The sequence below is a fragment of the Gloeobacter violaceus PCC 7421 genome, from assembly GCF_000011385.1.
Classification (GTDB): domain Bacteria; phylum Cyanobacteriota; class Cyanobacteriia; order Gloeobacterales; family Gloeobacteraceae; genus Gloeobacter; species Gloeobacter violaceus.
Genome location: NC_005125.1, coordinates 1,426,713 through 1,443,445 on the forward strand (window position 1 = coordinate 1,426,713; position 16,733 = coordinate 1,443,445).

Here is a 16,733-nt window from a genome sequence, read left to right on the forward strand (position 1 = left end):
CTGGGTGCGCCGAGCGATGAGAGATTGGGCTTATCAACTTAACTGACGTAGCAATTGCTGAGCACAGTAAAAACGCACACATTTGGAGAAGTAAATTACGTATTCTCGATGCCTTCGAGATACTCGCGCACGCGCTGGAGCCTTTGCGGGTGGCGCAGTTTGCGCAGCGCCCGCGCCTCGATCTGACGGATGCGCTCGCGGGTGAGCCCGAATTGCTGGCCAACTTCATCCAGGGTGCGCGAGCGGCCGTCGATGAGGCCGTAGCGCAACCGGAGCACGTCGCGCTCGCGGGGTGTCAGAGTCTGGAGCAGCGATTCGAGATCCTGGTTCATCAAATCGCGCACCACACCGTGCTCGGGCTCGTTGCCCTTCGCCTGGATGAGATCGCCCAGGGCGGTATCTTCCTCGCGCCCAACGGGGGTTTCCAGCGACACCGGCAACTGGATGGCCTTGCGCACAAAGCGCAGTTGATCCGCGTCCATCTCCACCGCCTGGGCAATCTCATCCTCCGAAGGCGAGCGGCCCAACTGCTGCGAGAGTTGGCGGGTAGCCTTTTTGATGCGGTTGACCTTCTCGACGATGTGGACCGGCAAGCGGATCGTGCGCGCCTGCATGGCGATGGCGCGGGTGATACCCTGGCGGATCCACCAGGTCGCGTAGGTCGAAAACTTGAAACCGCGGGTGTAATCGAACTTTTCGGCGGCGCGGATCAGGCCGAGGGTGCCTTCCTGGATGAGATCGAGCAGATGCAGGCCGCGCCCCTGGTATTTTTTGGCCACCGAGACCACCAGACGCAGGTTGGCCTTGACCAGATGGGCCTTGGCGCGCTCGCCCTCGCGGACGATGGTGGACCACTGCTGGGGCGTCAGATTCGCAGATTCGAGCCACGATTCGGCAGCGACGGCCTGAAATTTGCTGCGCTTTTCTTCGAGTGAAAGCCAGGTGGCAATGCGGCGGGCCAGTTCGATTTCTTCGGCAGGCTTCAATAGCGCCACCCGGCCGATTTCTTGTAGATACAGCCGCACCAGATCGTCGGTGCTACCGCGGACGACGGTAAATTCCTCGGGGGCGAGGACCTCGGTCTCCGCTTCCGCTTCTACCAGCACTTCGTCGGACCAGAGGTCGTCGCTCGGCATCGGCTGTCTCATCCCCTTTCACACTGCAAGAAGTGCGATTACACCCCAGTATGGGGTAGAGAGGATCCGCGCCAGGTTTGTTTAACGTTTTCTTTAGCTGATGACTCCACCGCCCGGTAGGCATCCGCGCAGCGGTGGAGTTGTCCTGACGGCGTAAACGACTTAGCTGAGCGGTGTCTGGCTCAATTCCACCGTGCGCACTTCAAAAGTCGAGAGCTTGCTGTTGCGTTGGACACTGACCGAGACGGTGTCGCCCACCTTGCGCGCTCCAATCAGTTCCTGCACCTGCCTGGCCTCAGAAACCGCTTTGCCGTCGACTTCGACAATAATGTCGTCGGCGCGCAACCCGGCTGTGGCGGCGGGGGAGCCTTTGATCACCTCGCGGATCCAGACGCCTTTTTCGGCCTGGGGCAGCTTGGCGACGTCGGGGTTCTCTTTGAGTTCGCGCAGCAGTTCGGGGGTAATGCTCACCATCGAGATGCCGATGTAGGGGCGAATCACCCGGCCGTCCCTCAATAAACTCGCCGTGATCTCTTTGACTTTGTTGATCGGGATGGCAAAGCCGATACCCTGGCCGTCGGCGCGAATGGCCGTGTTGATGCCCACCACCTGACCGTAGATGTTGACCAGCGGGCCGCCGGAATTGCCCGGATTGATGGCGGCGTCGGTCTGGATAAAGTCGAGCCGCCGGTCCTCGCGCACACCGACTTCGTTGCTGGAGCGCTTGAGGGCACTGATGATGCCGGCGGTGACGGTGTGATCGAGGCCCAGCGGATTACCCACGGCAATCACCCATTCACCGGCGCGCAACCTGTCCGAGTCGCCCAACGGGGCGGTCGGCAAGTCAATGCCCGCGTCGATTTTGATTACGGCAATGTCGGTGAGCGGGTCGGCGCCGATCACCTTGCCGGTGGTTTTGCGGCCGTCGCCCAGGGTGACGTAGACTTTGTCGGCCTTTTCGACGACATGGGCGTTGGTGACCACGGTGCCGTCACCGCTCAGGATAAAGCCTGAACCCGCCCCCTGCTCCAGGCGGGGCATGCCGCCCCGGCGCGGTGTGAATTCAGGAAAAAATTGCTCCAGCGGCGTGCGGCCACCCACCTCGCGCACCCGCTCGGTGTTGATGCGTACCACGGCTGGAGAAGCCTTTTCGGCCGCATCGGCGATGAAGTTGGGACCCAAGAAAGTCGTGGCCGCGGAGGCCCGCTGCGGACCTTCGGCACTCGATAGAGCCGGAAGCGGCACCGAATCGCTGCTGGTCAGGCTCGCCTGCGGGGCCGGAGCCGCCGCCAGGGGAACACCCGCAACCTGGCGCACCGCAAAGGTACCCAGTGAAAAGCTGCCGCCCGCCACCGCTCCGACAACAGCAAGCTGTACAAGTCTTTTTTTCCAATGGCTCAGCATACTTCCAGCAATCCTCGTAAGTTCGCGGACAAATCGCTCAACGGCTATCCTAGCACCGCGCCCGGGGGCCGCTCGCACTCGCAATTCTAGACGTCAACGGCGCGGGCGCTGTTCCAGCTGCAGATGCTGCACCACCCGCCGCAGGACGCCGTTGATGAAGCGGACGGCGGTGTCTGTGCTATATTTTTTGGCCAGTTCGACAGCCTCGTCGATGGCGACGCGAAAGGGGACACTCTTCAGTTCCACCATTTCCACCAGCGCCAGACGCAGAATGTCGCGGTCGATGCGTGTAAGCCGTTCGACTTGCCAACCTTCCATACAGGTGTCCAATAGCTTGTCGAGATTGTCCCCCTCGCGCACAAAGGCACCGAGCAGCTCGAAGGCATAGGCGCGCACCTGCAACTCGTCCGCCAGGCGCACGAACTCCGGCAACTCCAGCGAGGCGCCCACCCGGTTGATTGCCTGCTCGGCCAGGGCGATCGCCGCCGCCACCTCGCGGCGGGCCGCCTCGACGGTGGGTGCCGTCAGTTCGCTCGCCTCCAGGCGGTTGTGGCCCTGTCGCAGCTCGGTACAGGCTCTCTGGAGGCTCTCGTTGGCCTCCTCGCGCAGCGTGCGCACCGAGGCGAGCACCAGTTCTTCGAGGTTCTTTGCCTGCAGGCGCGAACGGTCGGCGGGCATCTGACCGATGCTCATCAAGGCGAGTTCGCGGGCGATGCGGCGGGCTTGCATGGCGACAGGGGTAACGGCCTATCTATCTTAGCCATGGTGGTAAGGGTGCCCGGCCAGGATGGTGACGGCGCGGTAGAGCTGCTCCAGCACAATCACCCGCGCCAGTTCGTGGGGAAAGGTCAGCTTCGAGAGCGACCAGACCATCTGTGCCCGCTCCCGAACCATTGGAGCGACGCCGTGGCTTGAGCCGACGATGAAGACCGGCTCCTGCACGGTATGGTTTTCGAGCCAATCGGCCAATTCGACGCTGGTAAATTGCTTGCCGCCGCTGTCGAGCAAGACTGCGTGCTCGCCGGGATGCAGCTGGTCCAGCAGAGCCTGGCCCTCTTTGAGCAGGCCCGCCCGGCTGTCGGCGATGCGGGCGTCGCGCACTTCCACCAATTCCAGGCGGGCATAGGCTGCCAGCCGCCGGGCGTACTCTGCACAGGCCCGCTCGTAAGCCTCCTCGCGCAGCCGTCCGACCGCGACCAGCTTGATCCTCACAGCGCGTAGCCCAGCCGCAATTCGCTGGGCATGACCAGCGCCTCACCGCCGTCTAAAAACAATACCCGCAACGCCCCACGCTCGTCGATGCCGATGATCCGACCCTGGCCGTCGTGGCCGGGCACCTCCACCGCCTGACCCAGGTTCACCAGATAGCGTTCGTAGCCGCTCACGATGCGCTCGATACCGCGCTGGTGCCAGAGCTGATAGCTCTGTTCCAGGCCCAGAAGCACCGCCGCCGCCACCGGCGCCAAGTCGAGATCCCGCCGCGAGAGCGGCTTGAGGCGGGCCGCCTCGGCGGGCACCGGGTTGTCCCAGTTGATGCCGATACCCACCACCGCCCCCGCGAGCCGGTCGCCCTGGATGCGGGTCTCGGTGAGGATGCCGCCGACTTTGGCAAGGCGCCTACCCTGCTCGATAACCAGGTCGTTAGGCCACTTGAGACGCACATCGGCCCCGGTAAGGCGGCCGAGGCTCTGGGCGACGCCAAAGGCTGCCACCAACGTCAATTGAAAGATATCGGCGAGCTTCAGTTGCGGCCTGAGGATCACCGACAGGTACAGCCCGCCGGGAAGCGATTCCCACTGGCGACCGTTGCTGCCGCGTCCGCCGGTCTGCTGCTCGGCGAGGATGGTCGTGCCCTCGGCAGCGCCCTCGCGCAAAAACTCCATCGCCAGGCGATTGGTCGAATCGATCCGCTCGTACAGATGAAACCCGTGGCCGAGGGTTTCTGTCTTTAAGTGCAGTTGAAATTTGCGCTTATCCAGGATCATTGAGATAGGGGTAAATCTTATTTTTGGGGCGTAGCCATGCTGTTTACCGAAGCAGCCAAGACAGGAATAGCGTTCATTTTAGCAGCGGCTTTGCTGGGCGGCGGTTTTGCCAACCCGGCCCGGGCGCAGGGCCTGGAGGGTCTGCTCAACGGCGCCTTTCAGTACTTTGCCCTCGACAACCTCTCCGATACCCAGGAGGCCGCCTACGGCCGGCGCATCCACGAACAGCTGGTGCGCCAGGGCAAAGTGCGCCTTTCGCGCGACCGGCGCCTGACTGCTCGGGTTGCCAACATCGGCCGCCGACTGGCCCGCACCAGCGGACGGCCAAATCTGCCCTATCGCTTTTTTGTGGTGAACGACCGCAGTGTCAACGCCTTCACAACCATGGGCGGCTACGTCTATGTCAATGCCGGTCTGGCAAAAGGTGTGCGCAGCGACGCCGAACTGGCCGGGGTGATGGCCCACGAAATTGGTCATCTGGTGGCCCGCCACGCCATCAACCAGATGCGTCAGGCGGCCGTCACCCAGGGCATCGCCGGCGCCCTGGGTCAAAACGACAACCTGCTGGTCGGTCTGGGTGTGAGCCTCTACCAGCGTGGCTACTCGCGCGACGACGAGTACGAAGCGGACGCCCTCGGCGTGCGCAACCTCGCCCGGGCAGGCTATCCCGCCAACGGACTGCCGGATTTTTTAAGGCGTCTGCAGGGCGGTGGCGGCAGTGCCGAGTTTTTGAGCACCCATCCTGCCTCGGCCAACCGCGTGCAGCGGCTTGAGGAGATCATCCGCACCGAGGGGCTGCCCACGCGCCGCCGTTGATCCCCGATTTCGAAGCGGCCGTAGCGACGGGGGCGGTTTCGCTGCACAATGAATGATGGCCTGGACAGCGGTTCATCCCTCGCGCTCATCCCCGCCGCCTGCCGTTCGACGTCCGATTTTTTTGTTTGATGAACAACTTCAGCCTGGACCAAATACGCATCTTCCGGGCAATAGCCCAGCACGGCAGCTTCAAAAGGGCGGCAGAATCGCTCTATATCTCCCAACCGGCGGTCTCGCTACAGGTCCAGAACCTCGAAGCCGCCCTCGGGATGCCGCTGTTCGACCGCTCCGGCCGCAAGGCGGAACTCACCGAGGCAGGGCGGATTTTTCTCGACTATGCCCACCGCATCCTGGCGCTGTGCGACGAATCGCGGCGGGCGATTACCGATTTGCAAAACCTCAAAGGCGGCACGCTGGTGATTGGGGCCTCGCAGACCACCGGCACCTACTTGATCCCGCGGCTTATCGGCGAATTCCACCGCCGCTATCCGGAAGTGGGCGTGCAGCTCCATGTGATGTCCACCCGGCGCACCGCCTACGGGGTTGCCGAGGGACGTCTCGATCTGGGGATCATCGGCGGCGAGGTGCCCTTGGAGTTGCAGGGCAGGCTCGCTGTCGAAGTGTACGCCGAGGACGAACTGGCCCTGGTGGTGCCGGGTTTTCACCCGCTCGCGGGTGCGGAGGTGATCTGTCGCGATGATCTCTACGGGCTCAAGTTCATCGCCCTCGATCCCGAATCGACGACCCGCAGGGTACTCGACGGCGTGCTGCGCCGCTTCGACATCGACGTCGAAAGCCTCAGCATTGAGATGGAACTGAGCAGCATCGAGGCCATCAAAGCGGCGGTCCAGGCGGGGTTGGGCGTGGCGTTCCTCTCGGCGACAGCGATCGAAAAAGAGCTGCAACTGGGAGTGTTGCATCGGCTGACCGTCGAAGGGCTGGTGTTGCGCCGCCCCCTGACACTGCTCACCCACCCGCAGCGCTACGAATCGCGCGCCAGCCGCGTCTTTCGCGAGCAGATCCTCACCAATTTTGCCCGTAGCGAGGCGCTTGCCCCGTCGTAAATTGCAAAAAAGAGGCGCGGTGCCCACAGCACCGCGCCTCTTTTAGATTCGGATTTGGAAAAGACTAACCCTTATTTGTGGCAGGCCTCGCTCGCCAGGATGGCGGGAGTGGCCGCGTAGGGTGTGGAATCGCTGTAGGACTCGCTGGCGCGCGGGCCGTTGCCGTCGTTGGCCGGGTGGAATTTGGGGTTGTCGATGCACTCCAGGCCCGCGGCAAAAACCACGCTGCCCGGAACCCGATTGGCCTGCGCCTGGCGCAGATCCTGCTCAATAGTCTTCACTTCGCCTTGGGCGGGGATGCCCTTTTCGACGGCAACGGCGGGAACCGCGAGGGCCACGAGGGCGAGGGCGGCGAGAACGGAGGTGGGACGAATCATGGCGGTCATCTCCTGTGCTGAAAGGCTGTTTGCGTTTGCGCTTTGGAGTGAGCACTCATTGCTCACACCTTCAGAATCCAGGAGGGCGATGAGGGACGTGTGAAGTTTTGATGAGATGATTCTCACAAGACTTTATATTGCGGGGGTCCGGTGGGTGGTGCTGCGAGTCTGTCGAACAGCACCTCCAGCGCTTTTTCTTTTTGGCCGTCTCGGCCCTGGGCGTAGGCGAGCGGTTGCTCAACTTCAATGTCGGGCATCACTCACTGCTTTGCCCTGCAGCCGTTCACCGTCGACCTCGACTCTCTCGCACGGGTGCGGATGGACAAGGCGAAAAGCCTGCTGGAGATGGATCTTGATTGATGGCGCGAGCCCGAGCTGTCGGCACTTCGCCAGCCCGCTTGTGGTGCTGGGCGGCTCCAGCCTGCTCGCCGTCCGCCCCAGTCGGATATCCGGGTGATTTGTGACGCTTTGTCGCGCTACGCTTGGGGGGCGTCCGGAGGCGGAATCGATCCCCATCGCAACCGCACGGCCGTACCCCAAAACCGGCCCAAGCGTGGGAGGCAGTTCCAATGGCCCGTACCCGTCGAGTGTTGATTCTATTTGCCCACCCGGCACTGGAAAAATCGCGGATGAATCGACAGCTCGTTCAAGCCGTTCAAGGCATGGACTTCGTCACCATTCACGATCTGTACGAGGCGTATCCCAATTTCTACATCGACGTCAAACACGAGCAGGAGTTGCTGCTCGCCCATGACATCATCGTCTTCCAGCATCCTTTTTACTGGTACAGCAGCCCGGCCATCCTCAAAGAATGGCAGGACCTGGTGCTGGAGTACGGCTTTGCCTACGGGTATGAGGGCACGGCTTTGCGGGGCAAGAAGTTTTTAAGTGCGATCACCACCGGCGGCGGCGAACAGGCCTATAGCCGTGAGGGGCACAACTACTTCACCATCCGCGAGTTGCTGGCTCCTTTTGAGCAGACGGCCCGCCTGTGCGGCATGGAGTATCTGCCCCCATTCGTCATCCAGGGCACGCACCAGTTGCGCGAGAAGCAGCAAATCGCCAATCACGTCGAGGACTACCGCAAGGCGATTGCAGCATTGCGCGACGATGCCGTCGACTGGGAGCGCCTCCGGCAAAGCCGCCACTTCAACCACGACCTCGCCCAGCTGCTCCCGGCCCAGGAGATCGTCCACCGTGTCTAACGAAAACTTATTCTTTCAGGCGTTTATTTATCTGGCCGCCGCGGTGGTCTCGGTGCCGATCGCCAAGCGCCTCGGGCTCGGCTCGGTGTTGGGCTATCTGCTCGCCGGGGTGGCCATCGGCCCGTTCGTGCTGGGCCTCGTCGGCAAAGAAGGAGAAGACGTCATGCACTTCGCCGAATTTGGCGTCGTCATGATGCTCTTTCTGGTGGGTCTTGAGTTGCAGCCCTCGCTGCTGTGGCGCCTGCGCGTGCCGATCCTGGGCATGGGCGGGCTGCAGGTGATCGGGACGGCTCTGGTGGCGGGAGCGATTGCCCTGGTGTTCGGCCTGTCCTGGCAGATGTCCCTGGCGGTCGGCCTCATCCTGGCGATGTCCTCGACGGCCATCGTGCTGCAGACGCTCAACGAAAAAGGGGTAATGAAGAGCGAGGCCGGACAATCGGCCTTTTCGGTGCTGCTGTTTCAAGACATTGCCGTGATCCCGATCCTGGCCCTGCTGCCGCTGCTGGCCACCGGCAAGGCTACCGAGGTGAGCCTGCAGGCCGCCGCGGGCGATCTTATTTTTGTCGCCGCCGGGGGAGCCTCCGGCCCTACGGCGGCTCTGCCCGCCTGGCAGCAGGCGCTGTTGGTGATTGCCCTGTTGGGCGGCATCGTGCTGGTGGGTAGATTTTTGATGCAACCGGTTTTTCGCTTCATCGCTTCGACCCGCCTGCGCGAAATTTTCACCGCCACGGCGCTCCTGCTGGTGGTGGGTGTGGCCCTCGCGGTGCAGGCGGTCGGTCTCTCGCCCGCCCTCGGTACCTTTGTGGCCGGGGTGGTGCTCGCCGAAAACGAGTACCGCCACGAACTGGAAACCGACATCGAACCATTTAAGGGTCTACTGCTCGGCCTGTTCTTTATTGCCGTGGGGGCGAGCATCAACTTCAATTTGCTCTTCGAGCAACCGCTGCTGATTCTTGGTCTAGTGATCGGCCTTGCGGTGGTGAAGTTTTCGGTGCTGCTGGCGCTCGGCCAATTTTTTCGTTTGCAGCTGAGCCAGAGCTTTTTGTTTGCCTTTGCCCTGGCGCAGGGGGGCGAATTTGCCTTCGTGCTCTTTTCTTTTGCCACCCAAAACCGGGTGCTCACCCCGGAGGTAGCCGAACCGCTCGTGGCGGTGGTGGCGCTGTCGATGGTGATGACGCCGCTGTTGATGATCCTGCACGACCGGTTGGTGCAGCCGCGCTTTGTCTTGACGGAGCCCGAGCGTGAACCGGACGCCATCGACGAGAACGAAAACCCGGTGATCATCGCCGGTTTCGGCCGCTTCGGACAGATTGTCGGCCGCATGTTGATGGCCAACGGCTGCAAAGTGACCATCCTCGAAGTCGATCCCAGCCAGATAGACATGCTGCGCCGCTTCGGCTTCAAGCTCTTTTACGGCGACGCCACCCGCATCGACCTGCTGCACGCGGCCGGGGCGCAGCAGGCGAAGCTGCTGGTGATCGCCATCGACGATCGCGAAAAATCGCTGGAGATGGTCGACCTGGTGCGCAAGCATTTTCCGCACCTGAAGATCCTCGCTCGGGCCATCGACCGCCGCCACGCCTACGAACTCATCCGGCGCAAAGTCGATGTGGTCGAACGCGAGACGTTCGGCTCCGCCGTGGAGATGGGCGTGGGGGCTTTGAAATTGTTGGGCGAGCGCTCCTACCGGGCGCAACGGATCGCGAGCACCTTCAAAGCCAACGACGAAAAGATGCTCTACGAGATGGCCGAACTGGAGGAAGAAGAAAGGCTCGTGGCGGTCCGCTCGCGCCGGCAGGCCGAGGAACTGGAGCGGGTGCTGCGGGCGGAGGATCGCGAACTGACCCGCGATGTCGAGCGCGCCTGGGATGTGTCGGACTTGCGCAAAGAAGCTTAGACCCAGCCGCGGATTTCCGGTTCGCTCAAGGGTTTTTCGAGCTTCGCACACTCGCGGCGGGCTCCTTGGAGCCATAAAGCTGCAGAAAGTTAAAACTTCCGCCATAACCTTGCCGAGAGTAGGCTCGGCCTGACGGCCTCATGGCAGGGGCGTCGGTTGTGACACCGACACAATAGCATCGGCATCTCGTGCAGCGGTTTGCTGCTAGAGCCTGTCTCGCCGGGACCACGCCCCACGATGCAAAAAGCCCCCGGCTTGGAGGAAGCCGGGGACCATCGAGTGTGCTGTGAGTGGACTGTTTGTCGCCTAGCGCCGCAAAGTCGCCAGGTCATGCACGATTGCCGCTTCGGTGATCGGAAAGCCCCCCGGCGGCAACTCGAACCGCGGCTCCACCTGCGCCGCCGCCTGCGGACCCGCCGCCCGCAATCCCGCCGTCTCCTTCGTCTCGAATCGCAGCAGCACGTCATACGCCACCCGGCCCACCGGCGCACCCGGCACGCTCTGCACCAAACCCCGGTACCGGAACTGGTTGCCGTACGCGTCCGTCCGCCGCGACTCGGCGTAGTTCAACCCCAGCCCCGCCACTCCCATTGCCCGGAGGGTACGCAGTTCGCCGGGAGCCGAGACGCCGTCGTGATTGGTGTCTTGCCACAGCCGCAATTGTGCGAACACCGCGTCTTTTGCATCGATGCGCCCGTCGCCGTTACCGCCGTCACCCGGCTTGTCGAACTTCGCCAGGGCCAAAAACCCGTTCGGTTCGCCCGTTCTTGGTTGGGGCGTGAAGTTGCCGAACAGTTCCTTGCCGTTGTCGATACGGCCATTGCCGTCGCGGTCGAGCACCAACCAGGCATCGTCGGTGTCCGCTTTAGTCCATGCCAGGTGCATCGGCACTCCCGTGGCGGTGATGTCGAAGTCCACCCCGCCGAACTCGTCGCTCAGATCAAAGCCGTCGCCAGCAATGTCGATAAGGATGGGGGTGGTGGGTTGCACGTAGCTGGGTGGGTAGAACTGGTAGGTCAGTTGGGTCCGTTGCTCCCGGAATAGGTAACCCTGGTCAAACTGCTGGCCGTTGTTGGTCATCAGAATGAACCAGTGGGCGAAGTCGGTGGTGCCGTTGTTGTACACCCCCAGGTCCACCCGCCCGTCGCAGTTGAAATCGTCCACAACGGGGGTGAACACCGGGCCGCCGTAGTAGCCGTAGTCGTAGATCTGGCGGTTGTAGTGGTCGCGCACCAGCCAGTGGCCGGTGAGGGTGTCGTACATCCCCTCGTCCACCGCACCATCGCCGTTGAAGTCATAGGCCTGCGGTAGCCAGTAGCCGTCCACTCCGGGGAAGGCGGCCACCAGGTTGTTGGTGCCGCTGCCGGTATAGGCGAAGTACCAGGTGGCGTTGCTGTAGCGGTAGACAATCCGGTCGGCGAGGCCGTCGGCGTTGGCGTCGCCGACGATGAACACGTCTTGGGGGGAATCGTCGCCGTAAGCCCCCAGATCAACGATGGCATTATCGGGTTTGGAGTAGTAGAGCCAGTGGTTGTCGTACCTGCGCCAGTAAGCGGCGTCGGTGAGTCCGTCGCCGTTGAAGTCACCCGCCAGGGGCACATCGCCGATGTAGCCGAGGCCTGAGGCCAGCAGTGGGGCGGTGGTGCCGGTGTTGGTGGGGTTGGCATACCACTGCCCGGTGGAGGGGCGAAAGACAGTGAGGTTGGCGAAGCCGGAGCCGAGGTAATTGCCGGGCATGGCGATGTCGCCGGTGATACCGAAATTGGAGAGGGTGGTTTGAGAGCCGGAGGCGTTGTAGGTGACGCGTTGGCTGCCGTTCAAGTAGGCAAGCAAGTCGGCGTTGCAGGTATTGTCGAAGCTGAGGGGCTTTTGTGCCGGCTTAGCGCACTTGCCAATTCCCGGTCCGCCAAAACCGAACTGGGACAGCGAACCGCTCGACTGGCCACCGAAGGTGTACTGACTTGACACGCTGGGTGGTTCAAAAATGTCGGGAGGATACGCTGCAGTACCACTACCAGTCTTCAGGTAAGCCAAGTTTGTAAACTTGGCTGGTGTGGCCGAAGTGGAATTACCAAGTACACCATTGCCCATATCCGTGCAGGTGCCTTTACCTCTCGGTGAAATGACTTCGCCCTGAGCACCTACTATCGCACCTTGAGTAAAGCTTCCAGACCACACAGTATCGGGGAAATAACCAAACTCTGTACCATTGTAAGAAAGTGCCCATCGAGCAGGCAAGCTCCCTGAAGCGGCTTTGTGAGCAATCGCAAAAGAAGCATTTCCCCCACCTGTGAGCTCTTGCGCAATGGTCACCGGTGCCCCCGAAATTGGCTTATAGCCAGAGCTGGTGTTAATAGCAGGAAGAAATGCCCCTTTTACGTAACGCGCTGCGTAGAGATAGATTTGCTTGTCCAAGTATACTTCTTCATCGACCTGCCAACCAATTTCAACTACGTTACCACCATCCGATGAAAGCGTTGCGAGTTGTGTAAGGGAGGCGTCTTTTTTGACTATATCAAAGTTTGCTTTTCCAACTGTGATGTTAGCCTGTACACCACTGTTAGGGACATTATTCGGGCTGGTTGCTGCTGCGTAATAGCGATATAGTTTATCACCAGGGTTATAAACAGGTGCGTTCGTCGTGGCATCGGAATTTTGGGACGGTTCTGGCCGGGGAACTTCCTCTTCCTTTTTGTTTTGTTCCGAATTCTGTTTCTTCAGTGGAATCAAGGGTGCCTTGAACGGGCGCTCGTAGATTAGCTTCTGGGGAAATTTGCCTGGAGGGCATTCCATCATGTCATCAGAAGTCGGTACCGCCTCCTGGTAGTCTGTAGGCACGTCGTAACACTCATAGTATCCACCGGTCGGTGCAAGCAGTATACTTGGAGGCTTCTTGCCGTTGATAGGCTCGGGTCTTTGGTAGGGATTTCTTGGCTTTTGTGGATCGAAGGGTTGGGCAAAGACGGCCGAACACCCGATAAACAATAGAAGCAGTACAGCTTTAAGAGTGATAAAGAACCTAGACTGCACGGATCTGTACTCCACTGAGGTTGAACAACAACAAACTTCAGCACTGCAACGCGACGCGACGCCACCGAAAGGAAAGCAGCGCCTTCAAGCATGTACATTGCGGAGCCCAAAGAGTGTATCAGGTTGACGGGAACGTTGGTACATTTTTCAGTCAATTAAAGAAATTCTTAATAACCACACAAGCGCAAAAAAAGAAGAAGTTGAGAGAGCAATAGTCAACCATATCGGCAAACGCCTTCTGGACATTTCTGCTTTCCCCGCAACCAAAAGGTCCCAAACCTTCAATGAAACTAAGCCCGGGACGTGTCACTAGAGACTGTTTGTAAATCTGATTCTAGGCTGGGGATATGCCTCAGCCTCAGTATCCATCGGACTTGACCGACAGCGAGTGGGCACTTCAAGTCACAGGAAGCGCTGCCCCGCCTGCGACAAACGCATGAACGTCATGCATTACATCCAAACACCCGGGCACTGCCAGAAATGCGGCACGGACCTTTCCAGCAATACCATTCGCCCGGCGGATCCGAACGATGTGTACCGCGCCGCCGAGAGTCGGAACAATACTGGCCCTCTCTTCTCTTAAAAGGCGAATACGACACTGCCAAGGGGCCGGAGGCGACGAAGCTCGAATTCAACCTGGAGACTGCCGGAATCATTTCCCTCAACGCCTACGCGGGCATCTCGAGCCTCGCCACCGCCGTCAACGAAAATTACCGGCGGCTGGTGAGATTTAGAATATTGATACCTACCGGGGAGCATGTCGGTTGTCTACGCCGGTATACAGCCCGCCGAAGCCCTCGCCCGCATCGAGGCGTGACCGGTGAAGTGGTGCGAAAGCCCACAAGCCGCGGTTGGACAAACCCTGGTAGTTATGTCATAGTTTGAGCGAAATTTCCCTGCCGACAGTGGCCAACTTCCAAGGACGGCGAGATCCTCTGTTGGGCCGCACGGTCGGCCGCTACCGCCTGGTGGAGAAGATCGGCGTCGGCGGGATGGGTTCGGTCTACAGAGCCGTTCACGTCGAGATCGACGATCTGACGGCGGCGGTGAAGCTGCTTTCCCAGAGCCTCAACACCAACGACCTGCACCAGCGCTTTCGCAACGAGGCGGCCATTTGCGCGCGTTTGAGCGAACGCAGCCCTTACATCGTGCAGATCTACGACTACGGCATCCTCGACGATCTCGATTTGCCGTACTTCACGATGGAGTTTCTCAAAGGCCACGCCCTCGACGACCTGGCCGGTTCGCCTTTGCCGGTCGAGCAGGTGGTGGCGATTGGGGTTCAGCTTTGCGAAGGGTTGCAGGTCGCCCACGATCTGGGAGTCGTCCACCGCGACCTCAAACCCGGCAATATCTATCTCTCCGGCGACCCCCAGTCGGGCTGGCGGGTGAAGATTCTCGATTTTGGGATTGCCAAACTGGTCAGCGACGCGATGGTCTACGGCGAGCGCAGGCAACTCACCCACGGCTATCTAGGTACACCGCGCTACTCAGCGCCGGAGCAGTTGCGCGGAGAGGCGGTGACAGTCCTGTCCGACGTCTACGGCCTCGGAATGATTCTGTACGAGCTATTTTCCGGCACCGACCCGTTCGCCCTTGTCGACCAGAGCTTCAACTCCTGGTATCACGCCCATACCGAACGGATGCCCCGCGCGATGGCCCAGGCCAATCCCTACCGGGCCGTACCGCCCGCTGTCGAGCGGGTCGTACTTGCCTGCCTGCAAAAAGATCCCCGCTCCCGTCCGGCAGGCATGCGCGAAATCGCCCAACTGTTGCGCAGCGCCGTCCACAGCGAGCCTTCCCGGCCCTTGCGCCGCGACGAGACGCGCATCGCATATCCGTTGGAGTTGAACGCAAACCAGCTCGACCGGTTGCAGAAGCACCTCGCCGCGCTGATTGGACCGATCGCCCCCATCCTGATGCGCCAGGCCCAGGCGCTGGCCCAGGATGCCCAGGATCTGGTGGAAAGGCTTTCGGAGCAATTGCCCGAAAAGCAGCGGCCGAGTTTTAGCCAAAAGGCGATGGATTTGCTGGGAGCCACACCTTCGCGTCCACCTTCCACCAATCCCGGTGCAGCTCCATCCCCGGCGCTCGATCCCAATTTTGTGCAGCGCTGCGAGCGGGAGTTGGCGCACTTTGTAGGACCGATTGCCGCGCGACTGGTGCAGGTGGCTTCCCAATCGAGCCACCTCACCCAGGCGGATCTGATCGACAGGCTGGCAGCCCAGATTGGCGATCCGACCAAAGCGGCCCAGTTCCGGCGGCGGTTGTCTTAATTTTTAACCTTTCTGGGTACTGGCGATACTTGGTTAGATCCCCCTTGGATGCACTAATAGACACATCTGCTTGGCTAGGTCAATTGTGTCTGCACTAACGTGTTCGTCGAATAGACAGATGTCGCTCGCGTCTCGCTGTCGGTGGCGTAGGTGGTGGATGGGTTTGGGCCTGGCGGCGACTATGGCGCTATTGCCGCTGCCTGCCCGGGCTCAAGTGAGTTTCGAAACGCCCCGGTTCTTTGCAGCGGGAGAACGGCCGTATTCGGTGGCGGTGGGCGACCTTGACGGCGACGGCGATCTGGACCTGGCGGTGGCCGATGAATACTCCGTCTCGGTGCTATTGGGCAATGGCGACGGAAGCTTCGGCAGTGCCGTCGCCTTTCCGGTAGAACCTAACTCCGGGGGGCCCCGCACGGTGGCAGCAGGGGATTTCGACGGGGACGGCGATCTGGACTTGGTCACTTCCAACGGCCTATTCTCTGCCGACGTCTCTGTAGTCAAGAACAATGGTGACGGTACATTTGCTGCGCCCATCCTGTTTGCTGCCGGACGCGGCCCTTTTGCGGTAGTGGTAGGCGATTTCGACGGCGACGGGGATCTCGACGTGGCCACAGCCGACAGTGGCGGTTATCCGTTTCCTTATTACTTCAGCAGCGTCTCGGTGCTCGACAACAACGGTAACGGCACTTTTGCCGCCGCGGACACGATTAGCTTGAGTGCACTGCCAGTTTTCACGGTCGCCTACGACATTGCCGCGGGCGATTTTGACGGCGACGGAGATCTCGACCTGGTGACGGCCAATGGTTCGGGCTACGCCGTCACGGTGCTCAAGAACAACGGCAACGGCCGCTTCAGGCTGCAGGAGAGTTTCGGGACAGCGGACAGCAGTTCGGCCTCCGTGGCCACGGGAGATCTAGATGGTGACGGCGATTTGGATCTGGCGGTGCTTGCTTACTACGGTGAAGTAGCGGTGGCGTTGAACACGGGCGACGGCAGTTTCGGAGCACCGCTCGGTTTGCCGGCAGGAACCGGTCTTCAAGACGTGGTGCTCGGGGATATCGACGGCGACGGCCAGCTGGACATCGTGGCGGCCTCCACCTCCAACACCGTCTCGGTACTGCTCAACGAAGGGAATGCCCTCTTCGCACCTGCCAGCTTCTTCCCAGCGGGCAATTTTCCGCAATCGGTGGCGACGGGCGACTTCGACGGCGACGGCGATTTGGACTTGACAACGGCCAACTTTTACAAAAGTGTTGCGGTGCTGCTGAACACCACGTCCAACGCCGCTCCGACCATAGCGGCCATCAGTCCCCGCTTCGGTGCAGTGGACAGCGAGGTCACCCTCACCGGCACCGGCCTGGGTGCCGCCACCGCCGTCAAATTCCGCAGCGAACAGTCCCGCCTGGTGGACGCCGAATTTGCGGTGGTTTCCGACAGCGAGATCCGGGCGGTGGTGCCGGCTGGAGCCGCCACGGGTCTGATTGGAATCACTTCCCCGACCGGCAAAGCGGCGAGCCCAACGCGCTTTCGCGTTCTGCCTTGA

Annotated in this window: 14 protein-coding genes; 6 read left to right on the forward strand and 8 right to left on the reverse strand. The window is 61.1% G+C overall.

The window, feature by feature from the left end; genetic code table 11:
- Positions 1–95 precede the first annotated feature (95 nt).
- The 5 genes from rpoD to GLL_RS06955 form a co-directional block, all read right to left on the reverse strand.
- The gene (gene rpoD / locus GLL_RS06935; RefSeq protein WP_011141334.1) at positions 96–1,148 is read right to left on the reverse strand and encodes an RNA polymerase sigma factor RpoD; all 1,053 of its coding nucleotides are present in this window, start codon (positions 1,146–1,148) and stop codon (positions 96–98) included.
- 150 nt (positions 1,149–1,298) lie between these two features.
- On the reverse strand, positions 1,299–2,540 hold the full coding sequence (locus GLL_RS06940; RefSeq protein WP_164928751.1) for a trypsin-like peptidase domain-containing protein: 1,242 nt from the start codon (positions 2,538–2,540) through the stop codon (positions 1,299–1,301).
- A 93-nt stretch (positions 2,541–2,633) separates the two neighbouring features.
- The gene (nusB, locus tag GLL_RS06945; protein WP_011141336.1) at positions 2,634–3,269 is read right to left on the reverse strand and encodes a transcription antitermination factor NusB; all 636 of its coding nucleotides are present in this window, start codon (positions 3,267–3,269) and stop codon (positions 2,634–2,636) included.
- Positions 3,270–3,296: 27 nt separating this feature from the next.
- On the reverse strand, positions 3,297–3,752 hold the full coding sequence (locus GLL_RS06950; RefSeq protein WP_011141337.1) for a 23S rRNA (pseudouridine(1915)-N(3))-methyltransferase RlmH: 456 nt from the start codon (positions 3,750–3,752) through the stop codon (positions 3,297–3,299).
- The gene (locus GLL_RS06955; protein ID WP_011141338.1) at positions 3,749–4,525 is read right to left on the reverse strand and encodes a biotin--[acetyl-CoA-carboxylase] ligase; all 777 of its coding nucleotides are present in this window, start codon (positions 4,523–4,525) and stop codon (positions 3,749–3,751) included. The genes GLL_RS06950 and GLL_RS06955 overlap by 4 nt, the downstream gene beginning before the upstream one ends.
- Before the next feature lie 36 nt (positions 4,526–4,561).
- On the opposite strand from GLL_RS06955, the gene GLL_RS06960 reads away from it, so the two are divergent.
- Entirely contained in the window at positions 4,562–5,341 is a 780-nt protein-coding gene (locus tag GLL_RS06960) for a M48 family metallopeptidase (RefSeq protein WP_011141339.1), read from the forward strand.
- A 128-nt stretch (positions 5,342–5,469) separates the two neighbouring features.
- Positions 5,470–6,405, forward strand: coding sequence for a LysR family transcriptional regulator (locus GLL_RS06965; RefSeq protein ID WP_011141340.1), 936 nt, complete (start codon positions 5,470–5,472; stop codon positions 6,403–6,405).
- A 71-nt stretch (positions 6,406–6,476) separates the two neighbouring features.
- Here GLL_RS06965 and GLL_RS06970 read toward each other — a convergent pair whose 3' ends face one another.
- Positions 6,477–6,782 (reverse strand): hypothetical protein, encoded by a 306-nt coding sequence (locus tag GLL_RS06970; protein ID WP_164928752.1) that lies wholly within the window; start codon positions 6,780–6,782, stop codon positions 6,477–6,479.
- A 122-nt stretch (positions 6,783–6,904) separates the two neighbouring features.
- Entirely contained in the window at positions 6,905–7,039 is a 135-nt protein-coding gene (locus GLL_RS23405; protein ID WP_269446171.1) for a hypothetical protein, read from the reverse strand.
- 312 nt (positions 7,040–7,351) lie between these two features.
- Here GLL_RS23405 and GLL_RS06975 point away from each other — a divergent pair, with 312 nt between their 5' ends.
- Both GLL_RS06975 and kefC read left to right on the forward strand, forming a co-directional pair.
- Positions 7,352–7,987 (forward strand): NAD(P)H-dependent oxidoreductase, encoded by a 636-nt coding sequence (locus tag GLL_RS06975; RefSeq protein ID WP_011141342.1) that lies wholly within the window; start codon positions 7,352–7,354, stop codon positions 7,985–7,987.
- A complete protein-coding gene (gene kefC, locus GLL_RS06980) occupies positions 7,980–9,884 on the forward strand; it encodes a glutathione-regulated potassium-efflux system protein KefC (RefSeq protein WP_011141343.1) in 1,905 nt (634 codons plus the stop codon). The genes GLL_RS06975 and kefC overlap by 8 nt, the downstream gene beginning before the upstream one ends.
- Positions 9,885–10,190: 306 nt before the next feature.
- Here kefC and GLL_RS06985 read toward each other — a convergent pair whose 3' ends face one another.
- Positions 10,191–12,680 (reverse strand): neprosin family prolyl endopeptidase, encoded by a 2,490-nt coding sequence (locus GLL_RS06985; RefSeq protein WP_331429351.1) that lies wholly within the window; start codon positions 12,678–12,680, stop codon positions 10,191–10,193.
- Positions 12,681–13,795: 1,115 nt separating this feature from the next.
- Here GLL_RS06985 and GLL_RS06990 point away from each other — a divergent pair.
- Both GLL_RS06990 and GLL_RS06995 read left to right on the forward strand, forming a co-directional pair.
- On the forward strand, positions 13,796–15,190 hold the full coding sequence (locus GLL_RS06990) for a serine/threonine-protein kinase (protein ID WP_164928755.1): 1,395 nt from the start codon (positions 13,796–13,798) through the stop codon (positions 15,188–15,190).
- Positions 15,191–15,347: 157 nt separating this feature from the next.
- Positions 15,348–16,733, forward strand: a complete 1,386-nt coding sequence (locus tag GLL_RS06995; protein ID WP_164928756.1) for an FG-GAP-like repeat-containing protein — start codon at positions 15,348–15,350, stop codon at positions 16,731–16,733.

Coding starts and splice junctions, on each gene's coding strand:
- GLL_RS06970 (WP_164928752.1), bottom strand. CDS start 6,782: ATGATTCGTCCCACCTCCGTTCTCGCCGCCCTCGCCCTCGTGGCCCTC.
- GLL_RS06985 (WP_331429351.1), bottom strand. CDS start 12,680: ATGATGGAATGCCCTCCAGGCAAATTTCCCCAGAAGCTAATCTACGAG.
- rpoD (WP_011141334.1), bottom strand. CDS start 1,148: ATGAGACAGCCGATGCCGAGCGACGACCTCTGGTCCGACGAAGTGCTG.
- GLL_RS06960 (WP_011141339.1), top strand. CDS start 4,562: ATGCTGTTTACCGAAGCAGCCAAGACAGGAATAGCGTTCATTTTAGCA.
- GLL_RS06995 (WP_164928756.1), top strand. CDS start 15,348: ATGGGTTTGGGCCTGGCGGCGACTATGGCGCTATTGCCGCTGCCTGCC.
- GLL_RS06965 (WP_011141340.1), top strand. CDS start 5,470: ATGAACAACTTCAGCCTGGACCAAATACGCATCTTCCGGGCAATAGCC.
- nusB (WP_011141336.1), bottom strand. CDS start 3,269: ATGCAAGCCCGCCGCATCGCCCGCGAACTCGCCTTGATGAGCATCGGT.
- GLL_RS06975 (WP_011141342.1), top strand. CDS start 7,352: ATGGCCCGTACCCGTCGAGTGTTGATTCTATTTGCCCACCCGGCACTG.
- GLL_RS06940 (WP_164928751.1), bottom strand. CDS start 2,540: ATGCTGAGCCATTGGAAAAAAAGACTTGTACAGCTTGCTGTTGTCGGA.
- GLL_RS06955 (WP_011141338.1), bottom strand. CDS start 4,525: ATGATCCTGGATAAGCGCAAATTTCAACTGCACTTAAAGACAGAAACC.
- GLL_RS23405 (WP_269446171.1), bottom strand. CDS start 7,039: ATGCCCGACATTGAAGTTGAGCAACCGCTCGCCTACGCCCAGGGCCGA.